A 21339-nucleotide genomic window follows, 5' to 3' on the forward strand; every position below is an offset into this window, starting at 1 on the left:
CGGACAAGAGCCACCACAGCGGCCAGCAAGTCAGTAATACAGCGCAAGACCACAACAACACACCTGCCCGGCCACGACCGGGCAGGTGACACAACAGAGACATGTATGAACACTCCTCCTCGCTATCGCAGCTTCAGGTTCGGCATCGGCGGCGTTGACGTCGTGCCGGGTGCTGAGGGCATCTCCATCGTCAAGACCCGGCAGCCGCTGGGCGACTATCCCGCGCGCCTGACCGACAAGCTGATCCACTGGGCCACCGTCGATCCCGACCGCACCTACATGGCCCGCCGCGACAAGGATGGCCAATGGCGCCGCATCAGCTACGGCGAAGCCCTGCAAAGCGCACGCCGCATCGGCCAGGCGCTGCTGCAGCGCGGACTCTCGACCGAGCGCCCGCTGCTGATCCTGTCCGAGAACGACCTCGAACACGCCATGCTGGTGCTGGGCTGCCACTATGCAGGCGTGCCTTATGCGCCGGTATCGTCGGCCTATTCGCTGCTCTCCAAGGATTACGCCAAGCTGCGCCATGCGGTGCAGTTGCTCACGCCCGGCCTGATCTTCGCCGCCCATGGCGAGAAGTTTGCCGCGGCCGTCAATGCGGTGGCACCCGATATCGAATTCGTGGTCACCGAAGCACCGCCTGCCGGGCGCGAATGCACGCTGTATGCGGAACTGGAAGCCACCCGCGCGGGCGATGAAGTCGAGCGCGCCTATGCCGCCACCGGTCCGGACACCATCGTCAAGTTCCTCTTCACCTCGGGCTCGACCAAGATGCCCAAGGCGGTCGTCAACACCCAGCGCATGATGTGCAGCAACCTGCAGATGATCGTGCAGACCTTCCCCTTCCTGGCCGAAGAGCCGCCCATCCTGATCGACTGGCTGCCCTGGAACCACACCTTCGGCGCCAACCACAACGTGGGCATCGTGATCTACAACGGCGGCACCATGTACATCGACGAGGGCAAGCCCACGCCGCAAGGTCTGGCCACCACCCTGGCCAACCTGCACGAGATTTCGCCGACCGTGTATTTCAACGTGCCGGTAGGCTGGGAAGGCATCGCGCACGCGCTGGAGAAGGACCAGGCCCTGCGCGAAAAATTCTACAGCCGCCTGCGCATGCAGTTCTATGCCGGTGCCGCCCTGGCGCAACCGGTGTGGGACAAGCTGCACGCCACCGCCGAAGCCACCTGTGGCGAGCGCATCGTGATGTGTTGCGGCCTGGGCATGACCGAGACCTCGCCTTCGGCGCTCTTCGTGGCCGACCTGGAAGTGCAGGCCGGGCAGATCGGCATCCCCACGCCGGGCATGGAAATCAAGCTGGTCCCCAACGGCGACAAGATCGAGATCCGCTATCGCGGCCCCAACGTTACCCCGGGTTACTGGCGCGCGCCCGAACAGACGGCCGAGGCCTTCGATGAAGAGGGCTACTTCCGCTCGGGTGATGCGGTGCGCTGGCTGGACCCGGCGCATCCGGATCGCGGCTTCATGTTCGATGGCCGTGTGGCCGAGGACTTCAAGCTCTACACCGGCACCTGGGTCAGCGTCGGCCCGCTGCGCGCGCTGATTGCGCATGAAGGTGCACCCTACCTGCAGGATGCCGTCATCACCGGCCAGGACCGCAATGAAGTGGGCATGCTGATCGTGCCCAACATCGAGCGCTGCCGCCAGCTGGCGCGCCTGCCTGCGGAGGCCTCGCGTGCCGATGTGCTCAATGCGGCACCGGTACGCGACTTCTTCCAGGGCCTGCTGGAGCGCCTGCAAACCCATGCCACCGGCAGTTCAACCCGCGTGGCGCGCGCGCTGGTCCTGATCGATCCGCCGTCCTTCGACCGTGGCGAAATCACCGACAAGGGTTCGATCAATCAACGTGCGGTGCTGACTCACCGCGCCGCCCTGGTGGAAGCGCTCTACGCCGGCACCGACCCGGCCGTGCTGACCGCACAGGCCGCGCTCTCCCCCGCTCACTGAGGAAGCAACAGACATGGCACAAGCAGCGTTCTATTCCAGCTTCAAGGACATCTGGCTCGTCGGTGGCGTGCGTACGCCCATGGTGGATTACTGCACCAGCTTCAGCCAGCTCTCGCCCACCGACATGGGCATCAAGGTGGCGCGCGAAGTACTGGCCCGTACCGGCATCGCCGCGACCGACATCGGCTCGGTGGTGGCCGGCAACATGGCGCCGGGCGATGCCTACCAGTACATGCTGCCGCGTCACATCGGCCTGTATGCAGGCGTGCCGATCACTACGCCGGCCATCATGGTCCAGCGCATCTGCGGCACCGGCTTCGAACTGATCCGCCAGGCCGGTGACCAGATCGAGCGCGGCTACACCGAGACCGCGCTGATCGTGGGCAGCGAATCGATGACGCGCAATCCGATTGCCGCCTTCGGCCATCGCACCGGCTTCAAGCTGGGCGAACCGGTGGAATTCCAGGACTACATGTGGGAAGCGCTGGTCGATCCGGCCCCCGGCATCACCATGCCGCAGACCGCGGAGAACCTGGCGAAAAAATATGGCATCACCCGCGCCGAGGTCGATGAATACGCCGCGTATTCCTTCGAGCGCGCGCTCAAGGCACAGGCGGCCGGCTTCCACGCGGGCGAGATCGTTCCGGTCGTCAACGAGACCTTCCGCCTGGATGGCTACAACGATCGTCACATCAAGCTGCAGGGCAAGACCAGCGAAGCCGCCACCGACACCCATCCGCGTCCGTCGCCGGTGGAGGTGCTGGCCAAGCTCCGCACGCTCTACCCGGATGGCGTACAGACCGGTGGCAACTCCTCGGCGCTGGTCGATGCAGCGGCCGCCACCATCGTCGCCTCGGGCGATTACGTACGCCGCCATGACAAGCAGCCGCTGGCACGCGTCGTCGCAGCCGCTGTGGCCGGTGTGCCGCCGGAAATCATGGGCATCGGCCCGGTGCCGGCCATCCGCACCCTGCTGGAACGCAATGGCCTGACGGTGGCCGACATCGGCTGCTTCGAGATCAACGAGGCGCAAGGTGCACAGATCGTGGCGGTGGAACGTGAGCTGGGGATCGACCGCGACAAGCTCAACGTCAACGGCGGTGCCATCGCCCTGGGCCATCCGCTGGCCGCGACCGGCGTGCGCCTGTCGATCACGGCCGCGCGCGAGATGAATCGCCGGGGTGCGCGCTACTGCGTGGCATCGGCCTGCATCGGCGGCGGCCAGGGCATCGCGCTGCTGCTGGAAAATCCTTCTGCCTCCCGCTGATCCGCTCATTCGACAAGGACACATTTCATGCAACTGCAAGGACAAGCCGCCCTGGTGACGGGCGGCGCCTCCGGACTCGGTGCCGAGACCGCGCGCCAGCTGGTCCAGGCCGGGGCCCGCGTTTCCATTCTGGACGTCAACATGGAAGCTGCCCAGGCTTTGGCCGATGAACTGCGCTGCCACGCCGCACGCTGCGACATCACCGACAGCGAGTCGGTGACAGCAGCCCTCGATGCCGCACAGGAAGCCAACGGCGCACCACGCATCCTCATCAACTGCGCCGGCATCGGCGGTGCCAAGCGCATGGTGGGCAAGGATGGCAACCCGATGCCGCTGGAAGATTTCAGCCGTATCGTCAACGTCAACCTGATCGGTACCTTCAATGTCATCCGTCTTACTGCCGCCCGCATGGCCGCGGCCGAGCCGCTGGCCGAGGGCGAGCGCGGCGTGATCGTGGCGACCGCCTCGGTCGCTGCTTTTGACGGGCAAGTCGGGCAAGCCGGCTATGCGGCGTCCAAGGGCGGCATCACGTCCATGACCCTGCCGCTGGCACGTGATCTGGCGCAACACGGCATCCGCGTGGTGACCATTGCACCGGGGCTGTTCCTCACGCCCCTGCTCTACAAGCTGCCGGAAGAAGTGCAGCAGTCGCTGGCCTCGTCCATCCCCTTCCCCAAGCGCCTGGGCAAGGCCGAGGAGTACGCACAGCTGGCCTTGCATATTGCCACCAATCTATCCCTGAACGGCGAAGTGATCCGGCTCGATGGCGCATTGCGCCTGGCACCGCGCTGAGCACCGAGGAGAACGCATGAGCAAGACCATCATTCATCCGGTACGTGTGGAATTCGGCGATTGCGATCCGGCCGGCATCGTGTATTTCCCCAACTTCTTCCGCTGGTATGACGCGGCCTCGCGCAACTTCTTCCATGAATGCGGCGTGCCACCCTGGCGTGATACGGAAAAGACGCGCGGCATCATCGGCACGCCCGTGGTGGACATCAGCTCGCGCTTCGTGCGCCCGGCGACCTATGGCGACCGCATCGAAGTGCATTCCACCATCGTCGAATGGAATGACAAGACCTTCGTCATGAAGCACGAGATCAAGCGCGATGGCGAACTGCTGTGTGAAGGCCGCGATGTGCGCGTCTTCGCCATTCGCCATCCGGAGGATCCGGCGCGCATCAAGGCCATCCCCATTCCGGAAGACATCAGGGAGATGTGCAGTTAAGCAATACGGCAGCAAGCGAGAGGCGGCAACAAGCCGCATCCGCCCACATCGAGCATTCGAACCATAATTACAAAGGAGACGGAGATGAAAACCAAACTGGCAATCAAGGCAGGGGTACTGGCAGCGATGCTGGCCTGTGCAGGGGCCGCACAGGCCGAGCTGACCATCGGCGTGGTGATGTCGCTGACCGGTCCGGGCTCGGGCCTGGGCATTCCGGCCAAGAACGGCTTTGCCCTGTGGCCGGAGACCATCGGCGGCGAGAAGGTCAAGCTGATCATCCTCGACGATGCCACCGATCCCACCCAGGCCAGCAAGAATGCGCGCCGCCTGGTGGCCGAGGACAAGGTCGACCTGCTCATCGGTTCGGCCGCGGTGCCGCCCACGCTGGCCGTAGCCGACGTGGCGCTGGAATCGCAGACGGTGCAGCTGGCCATCTCCCCTATCGAGACCGCTGAAGGAAAAGACGCCTGGACCTTCCGCCTGCCGCAATCCACGGCCGTCATGGCCGGTGGCGTGGTGGAGCAGATGAAGAAGATGGGCGTGAAGACCATCGGCTTCCTCGGCTACTCCGACTCCTACGGTGAAAACTGGCTCAAGGAGGTGCAGCGCCTGGCCACCGCCGCCGGCATGAAGATGGGCACGGTGGAGCGCTTCTCGCGGGCCGACACCAGCGTGACGGCGCAAGCCCTGCGCGTGGTCAGTTCCAATCCGGATGCGGTGCTGGTGGTGGCCTCGGGCAGCGGTGCGGCCATGCCGCACAAGGCGCTCATCGAGCGCGGCTACAAGGGCAAGATCTTCCAGACCCACAGTGCCGCCTCGCGCGACCTGATCCGTCTGGGCGGCAAGGATGTGGAAGGTTCCTACGTCATCTCCGGCCCGGCCGTGGTGCCGGAAGCGCTGCCGGACAGCAATCCTTCCAAGAAACTGGCCATGGATTTCGTCACGCGTTACGAGAAGCAGTTTGGCGCAGGTACCCGCAACCTCTTCGCGGCCCATACCTATGATGCGCAGCTGGTGCTGCAGAAGGTGGTCCCGGAAGCGCTGAAGAAAGCCAAACCCGGCACGCCCGCTTTCCGTGCGGCCCTCAAGGAAGCGCTGGAAACCTCCGGCCCGATCCAGATCTCGCAGGGCACGCTGAACTACTCGGCCAAGGATCACTTCGGGCTGGGTGACGATGCGCGCATCATGCTGACCATCCAGAACGGCAACTGGAAGGCGGTCAATCCGTAATCCGCCTGTCCTGTCCGCGCGGCGGCGCGAGGTCTCCAGCTTGCGCCGCCGTTTTCCAGCCTGACGTTTTCTGCACCACACCCGAAACATGGACTCCTCCATTGCCGCCATCCTGACCCTGGATGGCCTGACCAACGGCATCGTCTATGGCTTGATCGCCATTGCCCTGGTGCTGGTCTTCACGGTCACCCGCATCCTCTTCATCCCGCAGGGAGAATTCGTCGCCTATGGCGCGCTCACCCTGGCCATGCTGCAACAAGGCCAGCGCCCCGGTCCGCTGTGGCTGCTGCTGGTGCTGGCCGTGTGCGCGGCCGGCATGCAGGCCGCGCAGCTCTTGCGCGCAGGCCAGGCTGCGCTGTTGCCGCGCACCCTGCTGGGCACGCTGGGCGTGCCGCTGGCCATTGCCGCCCTCGTCTGGTGGGCCGCGCCCCAGCAATTCGCGCTGCCGGTGCAGGTGCTGCTGACCCTGCTGCTCATTACCGCACTCGGACCGCTGATGTACCAGGTGGTCTATGAATCGATGGCCGATGCCAGCGTGCTGCAACTGCTGATCGTCTCGGTCGGCATCCACCTGGCCATGACCGGACTGGGGCTGGTGTTCTTCGGGGCCGAAGGCTTCCGTACCCCGGCCTTCTGGGATGAACGCTGGAACCTGGCAGCGCTCACCTTGAGTGCCCAGACCGTGGTGGTGGTGGTGGCCGCTGCCGCGCTGCTGGTGGCGCTGTGGCTGTTCTCCGGGCGCACGCTGTATGGCAAGGCGCTGCGCGCCACGGCGGTCAATCGCCTGGGCGCACGGCTGATGGGAATCTCCACGACGCTGGCGGGCAAGTTGTCGTTTGCCGTCGCGGCGTTTATCGGTGCTCTGTCGGGCGTATTGATCGGCCCGATGAGCACCATTTTTTATGACTCGGGTTTCCTGATCGGTTTGAAGGGTTTCGTCGCCGCCACCATCGGTGCGCTGGCGAGCTTCCCGGCGGCCGCAGGAGGCGCGCTGCTGGTAGGCCTGCTGGAATCCTTCAGCTCCTTCTGGGCCAGTGACTTCAAGGAGGTGATCGTGTTCCTGGCGCTGTTGCCGATCCTGCTGTGGCGCTCGCTGGTCACACCCGCGCATGACGAGGACGAGGAATGATGATGAACAAACGACTCCCTCTCTACGCGCTGCTGGTCGTGCTGGCGCTGTTCCCGATCCTGCCCACGCCGCAGTTCTGGGTGATCCAGGCCAACTACATCGGCCTGTATGCGCTGGTGGCCATCGGCCTGGTGCTGCTGACCGGCATCGGCGGCATGACCTCGTTCGGGCAGGCGGCCTTCGTCGGCATGGGTGCCTACACCACCTCGTATTTGACCACCGTGCATGGCGTGTCCCCTTGGCTGACGCTGCCGATCGGCCTCTTCATCACGGGGGTCTCGGCCTACGTGCTGGGCCGCATCACGCTGCGCATGTCCGGCCACTACCTGCCGCTGGCCACCATCGCCTGGGGCATCAGCCTGTACTTCCTGTTCGGCAAGGTGGACTTCCTCGGCAAGTATGACGGCATCTCCGGCATCCCCGCGCTGCAACTGGCGGGGTTGGACCTGGCCAAGGAACGCCACCTGTATTACCTGATCTGGGCCATCGTGCTGGCCGCCGCATGGGTCTCGCTGAACCTGCTGGATTCGCGCGCGGGACGTGCCATCCGCGCCCTCAAGGGCGGACGTTCGATGGCCGAGGCCATGGGCGTGGATACGGGGCGCTACAAGATCCTCATCTTCGTCTTTGCCGCGCTGCTGGCCTCGGTGTCGGGATGGCTCTTTGCGCACATGCAGCGCACCGTCAATCCCTCGCCCTTCAGCCTGGCGATGGGCATCGAATATCTCTTCATCGTGGTGGTCGGCGGCATTGCCCATATCTGGGGTGCGCTGCTGGGCGCGGGGGTATTGAAACTGCTGTCGGACCAGTTGCAGGTGCTGCTGCCAGCACTGCTGGGCGATGGCGGCAGTTATGAAAGCATCGTCTTCGGCCTGATCCTGATCCTGTTGCTCAAATACGCACGCGGTGGCCTGTGGCCATGGGTGCGCGCGCTGTGGCTGCGTGCCTTCCCGGCCGCCCCGGCACCGCTGCGCGTGGCGACCGCCGCGCCGATGGACAAGCGCAACGGTCCGGCGCGTGGTGCACCGCTGCTGGAAGTGGACCAGATCAACAAGCGCTTCGGCGGACTGGTGGCGGTCAATGACGTGTCCTTCAAGGTCAAGGCCGGTGAGATCGTGGGCCTGATCGGTCCCAATGGCGCGGGCAAGTCCACCACCTTCAATCTGGTCACGGGCCTGCTGCATGCCAGCGGCGGACGCGTCAGCTTCAACGGCCGCGACATCGCCGGACTGCCGGCGCGCGCCATCGCACGGCTGGGCATTGCCCGCACCTTCCAGCACGTGCGCCTGCTGCCGGGCATGACGGTGCTGGAGAACGTGGCCCTGGGCGCGCACATGCGCAGCCGGCAAGGTTTCCTGAGCAATACGGTCAATGCCATGCTGCATCTGGAACGCGCCGAAGAGCAGGCGCTGCTCGATGAAGCCGCGCGCGCCCTGCATCGCGTCGGCCTGCAGCACCTGATGCATGAGCAGGCGGGCAACCTGGCGCTGGGCCAGCAACGCATCCTGGAGATCGCCCGCGCCCTGTGCTGTGATCCGCTGCTGCTGTTGCTCGATGAACCGGCCGCAGGCCTGCGCCATCTGGAAAAGCAGGCGCTCTCCAAAGTGCTGCAGGAGTTGCGCGCCGATGGCATGAGCATCCTGCTGGTGGAACATGACATGGAATTCGTCATGGAACTGACCGACCACATCGTGGTGATGGAATTCGGCACCAAGATTGCCGAAGGCACACCGCAAGAGATCCAGCGGCATCCCGCCGTGATCGAAGCCTACCTGGGTGGAATCGAATGAGTGAACTGGTCCTCGACGTCGCGCAACTGCGCGCAAGCTATGGCAAGGTGCAGGCGCTGCACGACATCAACCTGAAGCTGGAACGCGGCAGCATCGCCACCGTGATCGGCCCCAATGGCGCGGGCAAGTCCACGCTGCTCAACGCCATCATGGGTGTGCTGCCGGCGCAGGGCACGGTGCGTTATCAAGGCAAGCCGGTGGAACGCTGGAGCCTCGAACAACGCGTGATGGCAGGCATCGCCCTGGTACCGGAGCGGCGCGAACTGTTCTCTACCATGAGCGTGGAAGACAACCTGCTGCTGGGGGGATTTCGCCGTCTGCGCTTGCGGCAGGCACAGCCGCTGGATCAGCTGGCGACCGTCTTCGAGCTGTTCCCGCGATTGAAGGAACGCCGCGCCCAGCAGGCCGGTACGCTCTCGGGCGGCGAGCGCCAGATGCTGGCCATCGGCCGCGCCATGATGGCCAAGCCGGAACTGCTGATGCTGGATGAACCCAGCCTCGGCCTGGCACCGCGCATCGTCAAGGAAATCCTGCATATCGTTTCCGAACTGCGCACGGCCGGCATCTCGGTGCTGCTGGTGGAACAGAATGCGCGCGCGGCCTTGCAGACGGCCGACTATGGCTACGTGCTGGAACTGGGCAAGGTCACCATGCAGGGCGAGTCCGCGAAACTGGCGGGCGATCCGCAGGTGATCCAGGCCTACCTGGGATTTGGCAAGAAGGCAGAAGCCGAGGTGGTGGCGGCTTCCTGAAGCTTGACGTTTTCTGCACCACGGTATGTCAAAAACACATAGAACGAGGAGACCGAGATGAGAAAGATTTTCCTGCTGCTGGCGGCCCTGACGCTGTCCTTCCAGGTGCATGCGGCCAGCGACGCCGACAACACCACGCTGGTGCCGCCGCAACCCAAGCTGGCGTTTTTGGCACGCTTCTCGGTGGATCTGGTGGCCCCGATCTGGGAACTGGGCAAGACCTCCGACCTGGGCCGCCGCCGCATCATCCCCATCACCGGCGGCAGTTTCAAGGGACCGCTCATCAATGGCGAGATCCTCAACAACGGTGCCGACTGGCAGACCGTGACCGCCGATGGCCTGGCCATCATCGATACCCGCTACCTGCTCAAGCTCGATGACGGCGAACTGGTCTACCTGCAAACCCGTGGCGTGCGCTACGGTCCGCCGGAAGTGATGGCCGAGGTCGCCAAGGGCAAGCCGGTCGATCCTTCGCGCTATACCTTCCGCCTGTTCATGAACTTCGAGACCGCCTCCAAAAAGTACGACTGGCTCAACCGCGCCATGGGCGTGGGCTACGCCATGCGCCTGGGCAATGCGGTGGTGTATGACGCCTACCTGCTCAATTGAGATGGACGGAACCGATGACGATGCACTACACGCCCCCGCTGCGCGACTTCGCCTTCGTCCTCGATGAAGTGCTGCAGGCCCCGCAAGTCTTGCGCGCCTTGCCTGCGCACGCCGAGATCGATGGCGAACTGATGATGCAGGTACTGGAAGAAGCCGGACGCTTTGCCGCTGACGTGGTCGCGCCCTTGAACGGTATCGGCGATCGCGAGGGTTGCCGTCTCGAAAACGGAACGGTCACAACGCCCCCCGGATTCGAGCGCGCCTATGCGCAGTTCTGCGCGGGCGGCTGGCCGGCCCTGGCCTGTGCGCCCGAGCACGGCGGCCAGGGCTTGCCACATGTGCTGGACTGCGCGCTCTATGAAATGCTGAGCGCGGCCAATCATGGCTGGACCATGTATCCCGGCTTGCTGCATGGGGCCTATGCCTGCCTGGCGGCGCATGGCTCACCTGAGCTGCAGGCGCGCTATCTGGAAAAGATCGCCAGCGGCCAATGGCTGGCCACCATGTGCCTGACGGAAGCGCAGGCCGGCAGCGACCTGGGGCAGTTGCGCACACGCGCCGTGCCGCAGGAGGACGGCAGCTATCGCCTCAGCGGCGACAAGATTTTCATCTCAGGGGGCGAACACGACCTGACGCCCAACATCATTCACTTGGTACTGGCCCGATTGCCGGATGCGCTGCCGGGCAGCAAGGGGCTGTCGCTGTTCCTGGCGCCGCGCGTGCTGGACGATGGCAGCCGCAACGGCGTGCACTGCACCGGCATCGAACACAAGATGGGCATTCATGGCAGCGCCACGTGCAGCCTGCATTTCGAGCAGGCGCAGGCGTGGCTGGTCGGTGAAGCGGGACGCGGACTGGCGGCGATGTTCGTGATGATGAATGCGGCGCGCCTGCATGTGGGCGCGCAGGGGCTGGGGCTGGCTGAGGCGGCCTGGCAGCGCGCCAGCGCTTATGCGCGCGAACGTCGCCAGTCGCGCGCACCGGGCTCATCCGGCAACGACCTGATCGTGCGCCATCCTGCCGTGCAGAAGCTGTTGATGGAACAGCGCTGCCGCATCGAGGGGGCGCGGCTGCTGACTTGCTGGGCCGGGCTCTTGCTGGATCTGGCCGAGCATGATCCGGATGCGGCCCAGCGCCGCCGTCATCATGAACGGCTGGAATTCATCACGCCGGTCATCAAGGCCTTCCTTACCGACCAGGGATTCCAGTGCGCCAGCCGCGCGCTGCAGGTCTTCGGCGGACACGGCTATGTGGTCGAAACCGGCATCGAACAATTCATGCGCGATGCCCGCATCACCATGATCTATGAGGGGACCAACGAAATACAGGCGATCGACTTCCTGATGCGCAAGGTGCTGGGAGATGAAGGGAGGCGGCTGGATGATTTCCTCACGCTGGTGCGTGCGGACATCGAGGAGGGAACCCTGCTTGGCGATCAGGCCCGATTGCTGGCAAATGCTGTGGATAAATTAGAAGGATTCGCCCGGCGCATCGCCACGGCGGCGGTGCAATCACCCTCACTGCCCTACTACGTGGCCGATGAAATGCTGCGCCTGACCGGCCATGTGGCGCTGGGCTGGATGTGGCTGCGCGCCGGCCGCCGGGCGCTCTCGGCCATGGCCTCGGACGCGGCCTGGTACGGCGGCAAGCGGGATGCCGCGTGCTATCATTTCGCCTTTGTGTTTGCGGAAGTCCACCAGTTGTCCAGCGTGATCGAAGGCTGCCTGGCGACCGGGCTGCCGCCCCTTCCTACCGACCTGGACCACCATGCTGCCCAAGAAGCCGGCTGATTTCGATTCCGACGACGATGCAGCGCCAAGCGCGCCGCTGGACCAGCAACTGCTGCTGAGCCTGGTCGGCTACAACTGCCGCCGTGCCTACATCACCATCATGCCCTTGTTCGAAAAACGGATGGCGAAGTTCGAATTGCGGCCAGTGGATTTCACGGTGCTGAGCCTGCTGAAGGCCAATCCCAACATCAACCAGAAGCGCCTGTCCAAGGCGATCAACGTCTCCCCGCCCAACCTGGCGACCTTGCTGGACAAGCTGGAGCAGCGCGGCCTGGTAGTACGCCAGCGCAATCCGCAGGATCGCCGTTCACAGGTGCTGGCGCTCACGCCAGCGGGCATGCGCATGTGCACCAAGGCCGAACAGACCGCCATCGAGCTGGAGCTCAAGGCCACCGAGATGCTTTCGGACGGCGAACGCGCTCAGCTCATCGGCTTGTTGCAGAAGATGTTCCTGCCGCAGTAAGCGGCATTTCTGATTCCATTCTCAACGCAGGAACACCAGCTCGGCGTAGCTGGGGTTGGCGTGTGCGCGCTGGTATTGCTTGAGGTCTTCGATGACCTGGGCGCGGGTCAGTCCTTGCTGTTGCTGCTGATCGGCGGCGGCGGTGCGTGTCTGTTGCGCCGGGACGCTGATGGTCGAGGCGGGCTCGGCCTTGGCCGGTTCGGCGGCATAGGCTGCCTGTGCTGAGATGGCGGCTACGGCCAGCGTGGCGGCCAGGACGCGTTGGCGTGTGAAGATCTTGTTCATGTTCTGCTCCCTGGAATGCAAGCGGATGCTGCACGATGCGTATCGCTTATGAATGCTTCATTCCCATGCAGACATTCTATTGTTTCCATTCCGATGGAAAAACCGGTGATCCGGCAATGCTCTGTTGCGGCCGTTGAAAGAATGCTTTCAGGCATCTTGCCGATTTGCCAGCACTGGTATGACAAATGATGAGTTGCACGGCTTTTACCCGCCTCCATCGGGCTTTCCCCGCGACCAGCCACCCTCAGAATTGGTAAATCTTATAAATAATTTCCGGGGAACAGGCATGAAAATCGGCACCCGTCTTGGCGGCTCCTTCCTGCTGGTCACGTTGCTGGCTTGCGTACTCATTACGGCGTCTCTGCTCACGCTGACCCGGATCGGCCAGCACTGGGGTGATTTTTCCGGCACGGTGCTGACCAAGCAGGACTACGCCACCCAGGGCTACATCAAGCTGGGCGACGGCGTACAGAACTTCAAGAACTACGTGGTGCGCGGCAAGGACTATGACAAGCACTTCCTGGCGGATATGGATGCCATTGCCCGCCTCATGAGCGAGTACCGCAAGCTGGGCGTGGACAACCCCAAGGAAGAAGAGCTGCTGCAGAAGATCAGCACGGGCGAACGCAATTACCGTGAAGCCGTGGCCAAGGCGCAGGGGATGAAGGCGGCCGGGGCCTCGGTCAACGAGATCGATGCATCCATCAGTGGTGCAGACAAGGTTCTGGGAGCAGGTTTCGCGGGCCTGCTGGCGATTGCGCGCGAGAACGCCAATGGCACTGGCCAGGAAATCTCCGGCGCCATCCGCAACGGCGAAGTGGTCGAGTTGGGCGTAGGCGCGGTGGTGGTGGTGCTGGCCGCGCTGCTGGCGCTGCTCGCCACCCGCTCGATTACGCGCCCCATCGGCGAAGCGGTGACCATCGCCAAGACGGTGGCGGCAGGCGACCTGGGCAGCCGCATCGAGGTCACGCGCAAGGATGAGACCGGCGAGCTGCTGCAGGCCTTGAAGGACATGAACAGCAGCCTGCAGCGCGTGGTCGGCGGCGTGCGCACCGGCAGCGATACCATCGTGACGGCCTCGACCCAGATCGCGGGTGGCAATCTCGACTTGTCAGCGCGCACGGAGCAACAGGCCAGTTCGCTGGAAGAGACGGCGGCGGCGATGGAACAGATCACCTCCACCGTGCGCCGCAATGCCGATCATGCGCGCCAGGCCAATGCGATGGCGGGTTCGGTGTCGGCAGTGGCTTCGCGCAGCGGGCTGGTGGTATCGGACGTGGTGAGCACCATGGAAGAGATCCAGGCCTCCGCGCGCGAGATTGCGGACATCATCAGCGTGATCGATGGCATCGCCTTCCAGACCAATATCCTCGCGCTCAATGCGGCGGTGGAAGCGGCGCGTGCCGGCGAGCAGGGGCGCGGCTTTGCGGTGGTAGCGTCGGAAGTGCGCAGCCTGGCCCAGCGTTCGGCGACGGCGGCCAAGGAGATCAAGGATCTGATCGGCAACTCGGTGGAGAAGGTGGAAGCGGGCAGCCAGCTGGTCAGGAATGCCGGCGCGACCATCGAGGAACTGGTGGTGAGCGTGCGCAGCGTGACGCAGATCATGAGCGAGATCTCGGCCGCCAGCGGCGAACAGGAAGCCGGGATCGAACAGGTCAACCAGGCGATTGCCCAGATGGATACGGTGACGCAGCAGAATGCGGCGCTGGTGGAAGAAGCAGCGGCCGCCACCGAGGCGCTCAAGGAGCAGGCGCGCAGGCTGGCGGAGTCGGTGAGCGTGTTTCGGTTGGGGGTGGGAAGGATTGCTTGAAAGGGAAAGATGTGGCGTGCAACTATCGGTGGTGACTTGGCGAGGAATCAGGGCATGGCGCGACGTTTGACCGAAGCTGCAATCTCCCGGGCCAGTTTGAAAAACTCATCTTTACCGATGGGCTGCATGCCGCGCTTCTCGGCATTCTTGGCGTCGCGGATCACGTAGAGCATCAGTTCTGGCTTCTCGTTCCCGGCCTTCGGATCACCGTCCGTCATGACCAGATATCCAAAGTCTTCCGTTACCTTGTCCTTGCGGATCATTCGCACCATTGATTCAACGCCCTTAGTACCAGCAAAGCTGATGGTGTTATGTCGTCGCAATGTCATGAGATTGCTGATGGAAACATAATCAGTGTAATTTTGCGTCCAGAAGAAATTGGAACGGGACACTGCTGTGAACTTTGCAGGATCCTGGCCTCGTTCAATCGGAAAGGCTATGGCGTCTTCCAACAAGATCGTTACGTCTGGGTGAGCCTTCAACCGATAGGTGGTAGCGATGGTATGTGCGCCACCATCCCCCTCCCGGGTTGGAATGAATAAATAGGGCGCACAAAGGCCCGTACGTGTCGGAAGGGAGAAGTTGGAACGATATTCAACCTCAGCCAGCATTCTTTCCATCAATGCAGAAAGTGACTTTTCTGTCCCTTCAGGATCGGTCGCATTCCAACTGAACGCGTGTTTCTGAATGACCCTGCCTACATACGCGTCCTGGCCGTTTCGGACGGCCCAGCCTTCGCCGACAGGCGCTTTTGATTCTTCATAGCGGGCTTCGCCCGCCTGGCCATCGAGTTTGCGATAGCGCTCATTCAACTCAACCGCGCCGCTTCTGGTCTTTCTTATCTCTTGCAGATAAATCTCCTCTTCAGCATCGGACATGCGACGGCTGATCTGTAGCACACCCGCATACTCATACTTGCTGTACGAAGCAGACTCTCCGTCATCAAATTCGCTGTAGTAGTAATTACTTGGTTGCAGCATTTGCTTGAAGGAAGTGGCAGCTACATCGGCAGCATTGGGCAAAGAGAGCTGGAAACTGCCGACGCAATCCTGTATCCATACGTTCTCAGCTATAACATCCGCATTGGCGCACGAAAGCGACACCAATCCCAAAAAAGCTGAGAAAATTTTGGCCTTCATATCAGCCCCTTGCCCGGATGAGTAACATCCGAACGCGAAAGTAATTCGCGCACAGATAAATAACCTTCAAGCTCTTCCTTTGGTTCGACGTTATTTTCACTAACAAGAGCAGTTGGATATTTAAAGTCATTTTTCTCCCCTTCCGTCCAATGAATAGGCAATGCAACAAGAAATCCGCGGACGGCTTCCAGTCCAGCGGTTCGCTGTTGATATTGATGTGGTTTCTCCCAGAACTTATCTTCTGATCGCAAAGGCGAAGCTGGAGCCCCACTAGATTTTCCTCGCTTGATGAAAGGATTCCAATTGGGAATAATTGAACAAGCGACCTTCGCTCCATTGGGCCCTATTAACGACCAATTTCTCGGAACGTAGTCAAACACACCTTCATACGCATCAGCATTTTCCGAAGCCTGTTTTTGAATTGCCTGCCAGCTACTAAGGGCAGCCGGTTTTTCAATGGCTGCTTTCAATGAATTCGCAGGCTTTGCACCACCAAATGAAGAGGGTGAAATACCTACTCCAAATAACTTGGACCAAATTTCAATCCTCAGCTTACGCGCAAAATTTCGTACAGGACGTTCAACACCGTCGCCACATAAGTCTGCTTTACTGCTTTCACCATCTGCGACCAAAATGGCAATTTCAGAATCGCCCTCTCCGCTAAGACTTCGATCGTTAATATTTGCACTACCAAACAGCGCATAGAGGTCATCGACGATCATCAACTTCGTATGAACATAGATTTGCTCCGTAACATAGCGATCGGCAAATTTTGCCCAGTTTCTCAAGTTCAGCAAAGTCACATATTTAAAGCAGGATTCAAGAGGAATTTCTGCAAGTTGCGCACTAAAATCGGTTTTCGTATCGAGAAGGAGATGCTGATAAGGTTTTTTTTCGCCTCTCAGCTTACGTGCGAGTAATCCGCGACGGATACCATTTAGCAGACTATTAGTACCGAAAGAAATTGTTTGCATGGTCCAGAAGACCTGAACAGCTACAGATGCAGTCGTATTAAGATCCCCTTCAGGGTGTACCGGCAAAGTGATATAGACGTGAAACGGTTTAGTGTCTTCGTTCAAGATCGCCCGCTGAATCCGTTCAATAATTGCTTGGCATATGGGGTTTTCAGGGGGGGCGTAAAGCTTATCTTTATCTTTCAAATCGTCTGTCATTCGGAGAGTCATTTCCGACACCCTGCCAAGGCTATGCTTTTGCGTATTGATGAACTGAGCTGCCGGAGAAAGCGGTCCCTTGTCTGGCGGTGGTTGGTAAATTGGCTGTCCAAACTCGCCAACAAAGAATTGATTTTCAATGTAGATAAAATGGTTGGCTCTTTTAATTAAGTTCAGCATCGCCTTTTGAATATGATCTTCTTTGGGATGCGTTTTCAAGGCATTCCCCATACTGCTGTACTCCTTGCTGACCAATCCACCTGGCGCACTCCTAAGGACTTGAATCATGGCTGCCCCTTGAGCAGGAAAATCCGACGGTCTGTCCTTAAATCGAATCTCGCTGCCTTTACTGGCCTTCCACCGTCTCACAAAATTGAGCATGAAGTCATAAACAGAGGGCCCCTCGATGCGGGCGTGAACATCTTGCCACGGCATGCGAGGTTGCCTCGAAGGGTCGAGTGTGGTCCTAACAGCAGTATCAAACCCACTCCCATTGGTACCGATATCGAAAAAACCCGGATCGTCGTAAGGAACCTGCCATTTCCCAGTTTTAACTTTTGAAAGCTCAGAAGGGGTTCGATTATCGCGAGAGTCCTTTTCATAATCAGCGAGTCGCGAATTCATCGCTTTTATAGATATTTCATTAGGATTTACCAACTCTCCGGCAGGAACGTTCTGAAGAGCTGGAATACAAGGATTGTAGCGATTAAGTACCTCCCGTCCCTCTGCATCACACTTGAGCGTGAATTGTTCGTCATCGTAACGCCCATAGGCGACATCAATGCCACCGACATAGGCATAGCGGCGGTCAATGATGATCGACTTCTGGTGATGACTAAAGTATTTAGCATTCTCCAGATTGAAACTCGGAGAAGCTACGGCGCTGACGGTCCCAGGCGCGACTCCGGGCTCTCCATTAATCGATTTAACGATGATGATAGTCTGATGCTCATACGTTCTGACCGGGCGCGTGTCGTCCCACGGCATAATATAAATTTTCATACCAGGCTTGCGAGCTGCTATCAATAGGACGTCATATAGCCTCTTCCCTGGGGCTAACATGGCGTCCCAATTTATCTGCCAGCCAGCGATACAAATTTCACGCGAGGCACCTTCGATCTTTTCAATCAGATCAGAAAAATATTGTTTCCCAGTAGTAAAGGCTTGAATCTTATTACCGTCTCTTTTTGGCGAAAACACATTCTGTTCGTCGACCCAGAGCGAACTGGTGACGCTGGTCTCAGCCGCGTAGCCATTTCCGACAATATTGTTTACTTCTCGGTAATCATTTTGGTTGTTCAAGTAGGTCACGGGTTCACCTCAAAATCTTGTCGAGCAGCGAGCCACCTCGTACCTGCCCCGTTTCATCTTTTACCATTGCGGCAAGAGCATTCTCATTCGATGGCTGCGCTACAGTGCTATAAGTGTCCGTGTAGCCCATCGCACTGATAGCATGACCTTTACGCTGGTCATCACTCCACTGCGGATCATGCTTAACAACGGAAACATTTTGAACATGGTCATGATGTACCAGCCATACCTCATTAGGATTCCTGTTATAGGCATCCATCAGCTTGATCTCATCCGAGGATGATAGATCCACCTTCCCTTGAGCACCGCTTCTTCCTTCAAGGATCTTTTCTCCAGAGACGAGGGCCTCGTGCATGTCACGAGCCTTTACGATGCGCCACTCCGAGTCAGCGAAGGGCAAGCCATTCGGCCCTGGCATATCGCGCAAGTACATGTTGAACTTAGGCTTAGCTATATCCAGTGGCGTGCGAGGAAGTACAGGCATGGGATAAGAGCGGCTTACCGGTCCCTCAAACAACTTCTGCCCAGCATGAATGGTGAGCTTCCCCGGACACTGCACGGTAATATTGCCGCCCTCGATCGTGATGTTGGCCCCACCCGCCGTAGACAGGGTAATCTTCTTGGCCGCCGCCCAATCCACGCTGGCATTGGCACTCACCACGCTCACCTGATCACGCGCCTGCAGCGCCAGCGTATCGGCTTGTGCCTGCACATCGATATTCTGTTGCGCGGCAATCATCTGCAAACCCTGCCCGCCCTCGCCCGCCGCAACGGCCCCGGCCAGCACACCCAAGGCCTGTCCGCTGCGCAGGCGCAATTGATTGCCACTGACATGCTGGCTGTCCTGCCCTGAAAGCAGGCTCACCGTCTCGCCATTGGCCAGTTGCAGATGCTGGCCCGCGACCACGCCCATGCCTTCCTTCGCGGCGATGCCGATCAGCGCCGAGGTGCTCTGCGGTACCTTGCCCTCGCCCGTCTGCGTGTTGACGGCGGCCACATCCTCGCCGCTCTTGTCTGGCGCGCCATCGACCATGCCGGCGGCCGCCGTGCGAATGGCTTCGAGGGGTGCAGCACTGTCATTGATGACGCTGGCATTGGCCTGCGCCGGGCCGACATGGCTGGCCATGGCGACGGTTTTGTGGGTCACCGCCGCCTGGTTGAAAGTCTTGCCCAACAACGTGGCCTGCTTCAGCAGGGCCATGCCGCCGGTGTTGTCGCCCGCCGGATCGCGGCTGGCCGCAGCATGTTCGATCCGGTAGCTGGAAAACAGGATGCCGCTGCCCGCACGTAGTGCGCCATACGCATCGGTGCGCAGTTCCGCCCCCGTACCACGGAAGCTGCCGCGATAGTTGTCCGCCGCATGGATCAGGTGACCGAGATTGAGTTCGGAGGCCGCCTGCGAGGTCTTGAGCTGGATGCGGCCCTGGGCATCGGTATCGTCGAACAGCAACTGGTTGTAGCCGGAGCCGCCAAATTCCTTGGAACGGATGCCCCATTGCGCAGCGGCGTTGCGATGGCCTTCGCCATCCTGACTGCCGCCGTGCCAGGTCGGCGCATTGCCGCCGGCCAGATTGCCCTGGCCACTGGGAGAAAGATCACTGGCACTGGTGAAGACCTTGTTGCGCTCCTGCTCGCCACCCTGCGCGGCTTCGCCTGCGGGCGTGGGTGCGGCAGAACCTTCACCCTGGCCGTTGTAGAGCGCGCCCAGAATGACCGGCCGATCGATGTCGTCTTCCAGAAACTGCACCAGCACCTCCTGTCCGATACGCGGCAGGAACTGCATCCCGTTGCCGCCACCGGCCGAGCGCTGCGCCACCCGCACCCAGCAGGTCGCGGCGGCATCGTTGTTGCGGCCCTGCCAGTGGAAACGGATGCGAACCCGGCCCAGGCGGTCGCAATGGATTTCATCGGCACCGTTGGCGGTGCTCTCGCCGTTGGGTCCGACCACGATGGCACTCTGGCTGCCTCGCGCGGTGGCACCCGCGTGACGATACAGTCCGGTGCCATCCGCCAGCACCGGACGCCACACCACATCGGCACGGATCGCCTCGAAGGCATTGGCATAGCCGAGCTTGCGGGCCTGGGCGATCACGGCATCGAGATCGGCACGCTCACTCACGGCCACTGAATCAGGCTGGAAACTGCCCTGGACGGTTTGTTGCAGGAACTGGCAAGCTGCGAGGCATTCTTCCAGCAGCGGCGGCAGCGGGCCGAACAATTCGGCCAGCCCTTCCTGTGCATCCTTGGGTAAATTATTTACGCCTGCACTCACCACCGACAATACGGCGTATTCAGGTGCTTTGCCGGCCGCGGCAGACAAGCCCAGCGGCCCCTGCGTCAGCGTGAAGCGGGTGCCGGGACGCAGCGTGCGCACCGTGCTGCGGGCATGCCACAATTTGTTGCGGGCCTCGCTGGCTTCCAGGTGCAACCGGGCGTAGCGATCCGCTTCCGCGGCATTGCGATAGGCATACAGACCAGGGCTGTCATAGCTCTCCAGGCGCGGCGCATCCTGGTGGCCGAACGCATGGCGGGTCGGCATGCTGGTGGCGACCGCCTGCTTGCTCTTGTCATCGTAGGAGAGCAAGGTGAAGGACGCCGGTTGCAAGGCGCGGCGCGCGGCCAGTGCCTGGATGCTGTCCTGCTCCTCGCGTGCGCCGCCGGCGTGGAAACGGATACCCTGCCCGCCGAGGCCGGCAGCACTGCTGGCGTCTTCAGGGAAAGCAGTATTGCGTGACGAATCCGCAAACAGCACCAGACGATGGCCGGCGCTAGCCTCGCCGGATTCCTCGACACGCCACGACAAACCCTCGGCCGCCAGCACCCGGCTCACGAAGTCGAGATCGCTCTCACGGTACTGCACCGTGTAGCTGCGCGGTGGCAGGTCCTGCAGGAAGGGCATCACGTCGTCCGACCAATGCCAGTCGGCATGCGGGGTATAAGCAGCGAAGACATCCTCGATGATCTCGACAACACTCTTGTCCTGCCACACGCGGCTGTTGCGTGATTGGCTGAGAAGCCAGATCCACGGCACCAGCCGCAGCCGGTAACGGGCAAACCCGCCCTCACTGCCGAGCTTGGCGGCTTCGTTCACCAGCCCCGAGAAACTGGCGCTGAAGCCATCCGAGAGGCTCACCTGCAAGCTGGCGCGCTGACCGATCAGGGTGTTGAGCGACAGTCCGGCATTCAGGCTCAGGACGATCACCTCGCGTACCCCGACGGCGTGCAAGCCTTCCGAGGCGGCGAAGGCCTCCACCAGCAGGTCGCCGGCAGCGACGCCCTCTCCCAGGGAGAGGCGGTAGAGACGGGTCGCGCTGGTGAATTGCACCAGCTGGTTCAGCAGCTCAGACATCGGTCACCGGTTGGTCAGAATAAGGAACACGTTTCAGATCGGGAGGG

At 61.4% G+C, this 21339-nt stretch carries 16 protein-coding genes; 12 read left to right on the forward strand and 4 right to left on the reverse strand.

Annotation, left to right across the window (positions count from 1 at the left end):
• Nucleotides 1–105: 105 nt before the first annotated feature.
• From E2K99_RS20865 to E2K99_RS20915, 11 genes are all read left to right on the forward strand, one after another.
• Entirely contained in the window at nt 106–1968 is a 1863-nt protein-coding gene (locus E2K99_RS20865; RefSeq protein ID WP_134223430.1) for a feruloyl-CoA synthase, read from the forward strand.
• A gap of 13 nt (nt 1969–1981) precedes the next feature.
• Nucleotides 1982–3235, forward strand: a complete 1254-nt coding sequence (locus E2K99_RS20870; protein WP_134223431.1) for a thiolase family protein — start codon at nt 1982–1984, stop codon at nt 3233–3235.
• A 27-nt stretch (nt 3236–3262) separates the two neighbouring features.
• Nucleotides 3263–4027, forward strand: a complete 765-nt coding sequence (locus tag E2K99_RS20875; RefSeq protein ID WP_134223432.1) for an SDR family NAD(P)-dependent oxidoreductase — start codon at nt 3263–3265, stop codon at nt 4025–4027.
• A 16-nt stretch (nt 4028–4043) separates the two neighbouring features.
• Nucleotides 4044–4463: an acyl-CoA thioesterase gene (locus tag E2K99_RS20880; RefSeq protein WP_039783928.1), complete on the forward strand. Its 420-nt coding sequence runs from the start codon at nt 4044–4046 to the stop codon at nt 4461–4463.
• Nucleotides 4464–4547: 84 nt separating this feature from the next.
• On the forward strand, nt 4548–5693 hold the full coding sequence (locus tag E2K99_RS20885) for an ABC transporter substrate-binding protein (RefSeq protein WP_121045754.1): 1146 nt from the start codon (nt 4548–4550) through the stop codon (nt 5691–5693).
• An 88-nt stretch (nt 5694–5781) separates the two neighbouring features.
• Nucleotides 5782–6822: a branched-chain amino acid ABC transporter permease gene (locus tag E2K99_RS20890; protein WP_034334616.1), complete on the forward strand. Its 1041-nt coding sequence runs from the start codon at nt 5782–5784 to the stop codon at nt 6820–6822.
• Nucleotides 6819–8612 (forward strand): branched-chain amino acid ABC transporter ATP-binding protein/permease, encoded by a 1794-nt coding sequence (locus tag E2K99_RS20895; protein ID WP_134223433.1) that lies wholly within the window; start codon nt 6819–6821, stop codon nt 8610–8612. Before E2K99_RS20890 ends, E2K99_RS20895 begins: the two co-directional genes overlap by 4 nt.
• Complete coding sequence (locus E2K99_RS20900) at nt 8609–9364, forward strand: ABC transporter ATP-binding protein (protein ID WP_121045751.1); 756 nt, start codon at nt 8609–8611, stop codon at nt 9362–9364. The genes E2K99_RS20895 and E2K99_RS20900 overlap by 4 nt, the downstream gene beginning before the upstream one ends.
• Before the next feature lie 57 nt (nt 9365–9421).
• Nucleotides 9422–9973, forward strand: a complete 552-nt coding sequence (locus E2K99_RS20905; protein ID WP_039783922.1) for a DUF3237 domain-containing protein — start codon at nt 9422–9424, stop codon at nt 9971–9973.
• A 14-nt stretch (nt 9974–9987) separates the two neighbouring features.
• Entirely contained in the window at nt 9988–11763 is a 1776-nt protein-coding gene (locus E2K99_RS20910; RefSeq protein ID WP_134223434.1) for an acyl-CoA dehydrogenase family protein, read from the forward strand.
• Nucleotides 11741–12226 (forward strand): MarR family winged helix-turn-helix transcriptional regulator, encoded by a 486-nt coding sequence (locus tag E2K99_RS20915; RefSeq protein WP_034334628.1) that lies wholly within the window; start codon nt 11741–11743, stop codon nt 12224–12226. The genes E2K99_RS20910 and E2K99_RS20915 overlap by 23 nt, the downstream gene beginning before the upstream one ends.
• A gap of 21 nt (nt 12227–12247) precedes the next feature.
• Here the strand turns inward: E2K99_RS20915 and E2K99_RS20920 are convergent, their stop codons facing one another.
• Nucleotides 12248–12511, reverse strand: coding sequence for a hypothetical protein (locus tag E2K99_RS20920; RefSeq protein ID WP_134223435.1), 264 nt, complete (start codon nt 12509–12511; stop codon nt 12248–12250).
• A 286-nt stretch (nt 12512–12797) separates the two neighbouring features.
• Between E2K99_RS20920 and E2K99_RS20925 the strand changes: the two genes are divergently transcribed.
• The gene (locus E2K99_RS20925) at nt 12798–14321 is read left to right on the forward strand and encodes a methyl-accepting chemotaxis protein (protein ID WP_134223436.1); all 1524 of its coding nucleotides are present in this window, start codon (nt 12798–12800) and stop codon (nt 14319–14321) included.
• Nucleotides 14322–14368: 47 nt separating this feature from the next.
• On the opposite strand, the gene E2K99_RS20930 is transcribed toward E2K99_RS20925, so the two are convergent.
• The 3 genes from E2K99_RS20930 to E2K99_RS20940 are packed head-to-tail and all read right to left on the reverse strand — an operon-like array spanning nt 14369 to nt 21292.
• Entirely contained in the window at nt 14369–15460 is a 1092-nt protein-coding gene (locus E2K99_RS20930; RefSeq protein WP_240733779.1) for a hypothetical protein, read from the reverse strand.
• Entirely contained in the window at nt 15457–17943 is a 2487-nt protein-coding gene (locus E2K99_RS26135) for a hypothetical protein (protein ID WP_134223437.1), read from the reverse strand. The genes E2K99_RS20930 and E2K99_RS26135 overlap by 4 nt, the downstream gene beginning before the upstream one ends.
• A 4-nt stretch (nt 17944–17947) precedes the next feature.
• Nucleotides 17948–21292: a type VI secretion system Vgr family protein gene (locus tag E2K99_RS20940; protein WP_134223438.1), complete on the reverse strand. Its 3345-nt coding sequence runs from the start codon at nt 21290–21292 to the stop codon at nt 17948–17950.
• Between the last annotated feature and the right edge of the window lie 47 nt (nt 21293–21339).

Source organism: Herbaspirillum huttiense (assembly GCF_004367745.1).
Lineage (GTDB): Bacteria > Pseudomonadota > Gammaproteobacteria > Burkholderiales > Burkholderiaceae_D > Herbaspirillum > Herbaspirillum huttiense.

Excerpts from the sequence above, each read along its gene's own strand:
- E2K99_RS20885 (WP_121045754.1), top strand. The coding sequence starts at position 4,548 with ATGAAAACCAAACTGGCAATCAAGGCAGGGGTACTGGCAGCGATGCTG.
- E2K99_RS20905 (WP_039783922.1), top strand. The coding sequence starts at position 9,422 with ATGAGAAAGATTTTCCTGCTGCTGGCGGCCCTGACGCTGTCCTTCCAG.
- E2K99_RS20895 (WP_134223433.1), top strand. The coding sequence starts at position 6,819 with ATGATGATGAACAAACGACTCCCTCTCTACGCGCTGCTGGTCGTGCTG.
- E2K99_RS20940 (WP_134223438.1), bottom strand. The coding sequence starts at position 21,292 with ATGTCTGAGCTGCTGAACCAGCTGGTGCAATTCACCAGCGCGACCCGT.
- E2K99_RS20880 (WP_039783928.1), top strand. The coding sequence starts at position 4,044 with ATGAGCAAGACCATCATTCATCCGGTACGTGTGGAATTCGGCGATTGC.
- E2K99_RS20930 (WP_240733779.1), bottom strand. The coding sequence starts at position 15,460 with ATGAAGGCCAAAATTTTCTCAGCTTTTTTGGGATTGGTGTCGCTTTCG.
- E2K99_RS20925 (WP_134223436.1), top strand. The coding sequence starts at position 12,798 with ATGAAAATCGGCACCCGTCTTGGCGGCTCCTTCCTGCTGGTCACGTTG.
- E2K99_RS20890 (WP_034334616.1), top strand. The coding sequence starts at position 5,782 with ATGGACTCCTCCATTGCCGCCATCCTGACCCTGGATGGCCTGACCAAC.
- E2K99_RS20865 (WP_134223430.1), top strand. The coding sequence starts at position 106 with ATGAACACTCCTCCTCGCTATCGCAGCTTCAGGTTCGGCATCGGCGGC.
- E2K99_RS20910 (WP_134223434.1), top strand. The coding sequence starts at position 9,988 with ATGACGATGCACTACACGCCCCCGCTGCGCGACTTCGCCTTCGTCCTC.
- E2K99_RS20920 (WP_134223435.1), bottom strand. The coding sequence starts at position 12,511 with ATGAACAAGATCTTCACACGCCAACGCGTCCTGGCCGCCACGCTGGCC.
- E2K99_RS20870 (WP_134223431.1), top strand. The coding sequence starts at position 1,982 with ATGGCACAAGCAGCGTTCTATTCCAGCTTCAAGGACATCTGGCTCGTC.
- E2K99_RS20915 (WP_034334628.1), top strand. The coding sequence starts at position 11,741 with ATGCTGCCCAAGAAGCCGGCTGATTTCGATTCCGACGACGATGCAGCG.
- E2K99_RS20875 (WP_134223432.1), top strand. The coding sequence starts at position 3,263 with ATGCAACTGCAAGGACAAGCCGCCCTGGTGACGGGCGGCGCCTCCGGA.
- E2K99_RS20900 (WP_121045751.1), top strand. The coding sequence starts at position 8,609 with ATGAGTGAACTGGTCCTCGACGTCGCGCAACTGCGCGCAAGCTATGGC.